The 2316-nt window shown below is 75.9% G+C and carries 2 protein-coding genes; both read right to left on the bottom strand.

What is annotated here, in order from left to right; genetic code table 11:
- Nucleotides 1-134: 134 nt before the first annotated feature.
- Entirely contained in the window at nucleotides 135-365 is a 231-nt protein-coding gene (locus ACFV6I_RS17825; protein WP_380426226.1) for a ferredoxin, read from the bottom strand.
- Nucleotides 362-1570 carry a cytochrome P450 gene (locus ACFV6I_RS17820; RefSeq protein ID WP_380426223.1) on the bottom strand — a complete coding sequence of 403 codons (1209 nt, stop codon included), beginning with the start codon at nucleotides 1568-1570 and terminating at the stop codon, nucleotides 362-364. The genes ACFV6I_RS17825 and ACFV6I_RS17820 overlap by 4 nt, the downstream gene beginning before the upstream one ends.
- Nucleotides 1571-2316: the final 746 nt, after the last annotated feature.

The following is a 2316-nucleotide window of genomic DNA, read 5'->3' as shown; positions in this document are numbered from 1 at the left end:
ACCCCCCGCGGGGGCGCGCCGGCGGGCCGCCCCCCCCCGCCCCGCACCCACCCCCCCCCCCGGCGGGGGGGGGGGGGGGGGGCGGGGCGGGGGGGGGGGGGCGCCCCCCACCAACCGGCCGCTAGCGCGCCGGATCAGCTCACCGGATACACCCGGATCGCCGAGGCCGGGCACAGGGCGGCCGCCTGGCGGGCCAGTTCCGCCGCCCGTGCGCCGGGCTCGGCGGCGAGCACGACGACCTGCCCGGCCTCGTCCTGGTCGAACACCAGCGGCGCGGTCACCGCGCACTGCCCCGACGACACGCACCGCGAGGTGTCCGCCTCCACCCGCGCGACCGGCCGCTCGCACGGCTGCTCCCCGCTCACCACAGGACCGGGACCTCGCTGAGGCCGCCCGCCAGCCGCTCGTCGTGGTCGCGCAGGCTCCGCGCGTCCACCGCCAGCCGCAGGTCGGGGAAGCGCCGGAACAGCGCGGTCAGCGCGACCTGCATCTCGGTGCGTGCCAGCACGTTGCCGATGCAGTAGTGGCCGCCGTGCCCGAAGGCCAGGTGCGCGTTGGGGGAACGCGACGGGTCGAAGGTGTCCGACTCCTCGAACACCCGCCCGTCCCGGTTCGCGGCGTTGATCGCCACCAGCACCGCCTCGCCCCGCGCGATCGCGGTCCCCGCGACGGTGACGTCCTCGCGGGCGTAGCGGGTCAGGCCCAGGCCACCGGGCGAGGCCATCCGCAGGACCTCCTCCACGGTGGCGCGGGCCAGCGCGTCCGGGTCGGCGGCGAAGCGGTCCCGCCGGGCGGTGTCGCTCAGCAGGAACAGCACCCCCAGGTCGATCCGGGCCGATGTCGTCTCGTGGCCGGCGAACAGCAGCCCCACCGCCAGCCGGGTCATCTCCCCCTCGGTGAACGAGGGGTCCTCCGCCTGCACGGCCAGGATGTCGCTGATCACGTCCTGCCCCGGCTGCTTCCGCTTCTCCTCGGCGATGCCGGCCACGTACGCCTCGAACTCGGCCATGGCCGCGGCGCCGTCGGCCCCGCCGTACAGCGCGGCGATCCGCTCCGACCAGCCGCGCAGCAGGCCCCGGTCCGCGACCGGCACACCCAGCAGCTCGCAGATCACCATCACCGGCAACGGGAACGACAGGTGGTCGTGCAGGTTGACGGCGCGTTCCGGATCCCGCGCGCGCTCCTCCTCCATCGCGTCCAGGCAGGATGCGGCGAGTTCCCCGATCCGCTCGCCCAGCCGGCGCATCCGCGGAGCGCTGAACGCGGGCGCCAGCATCCGCCGCATCCGCGTGTGCTCGCGGTCCTCCTCCTCTGGCGAGGGGGCGGGGCGCGTGTGCAGCGCCGACTCCGAGATCCTGGGCGCGCCCTCGGAATCGGGGCGCAGCCGGGAGAAGCGGGTGTCGCTCAGAACCTCCCGGGCCTCCTCGTAGCGGGTCACCAGCCAGGCCGGGTCGCCGGCGGGTGTCGTCACCCGCGTGATCGGGCCTTCCTCGCGCAGGCGCGCGAACAGCGGCGCCAGGTCCAGGGCGTCGGGGCGCTCGAAGGGTAACTGCGGTGCGGGGGCGGTCATGGTGGTCTCCTCACCGGCCAAAGGCCACAAGAGCAGCGAACGCTTGGCAGAACCGCCCTCTCCTGCACGTCCAGGCCAGGGCGGACGAGCGGCGTCCCCGGCCAACAAGTGAGAGTCAGCTCTCTCTTCTCTCGGGAGCGTAACACCGTCGGCACGCACAGTCAGCCACTGGGCGAGATCGGCCCGTTCGGTGACGGAGCGGGCCCGGCTCTCGGGAGAGTCGAACGGAAATCGGCGACAGCGGGGGCCTTGATTCCGGTTCGGCGACGTTCCTGAAGCAGCGACCTGGGCGCGCAGACCGGCACCCTTCGCACCCGCATCCCGCTCACCGGCCGCATCCTCGCCGACGGCGACACGAGCGTCCGCTTCCGGATCACTGCCGCACACGACCCGGGCGCCACGCTCCAGCACCTGACCGTGCAGCATCCTCTACGCCGCCCCGCAGCCCGGCCGGGCGTGACCGCAGGCACCACCCCGCACACGCACCCACCACACCCGCGCCGCGAAACGCGGGTCGGACACCACCCCGGCCCAGGTGGGCTCAGCCTCGCAACCTCGCACAAGCCGGACGGAAAGCGCCGGTGGCGCCACCCGGCGTGCACGCCGCCGCGGGACTCGCAGTCCTTGGTGCGGCACGCGGCGGAGCCGCGCCGCCGCGCGCGCCCCGCCCCGGCGCGGCGCGCCCGCCCCCCGCGCCCCCGCGCGCCGCCCGGCGCCGGGAGCGGGGTGGGCGCGCGGGCGCGCGG

Origin of the sequence: Kitasatospora sp. NPDC059803 (assembly GCF_042732255.1) — a bacterium.
GTDB lineage: Bacteria > Actinomycetota > Actinomycetes > Streptomycetales > Streptomycetaceae > Kitasatospora.
Note: the sequence above shows the minus strand (reverse complement) of the source record. Positions and strands in the feature narration are given on the sequence as shown.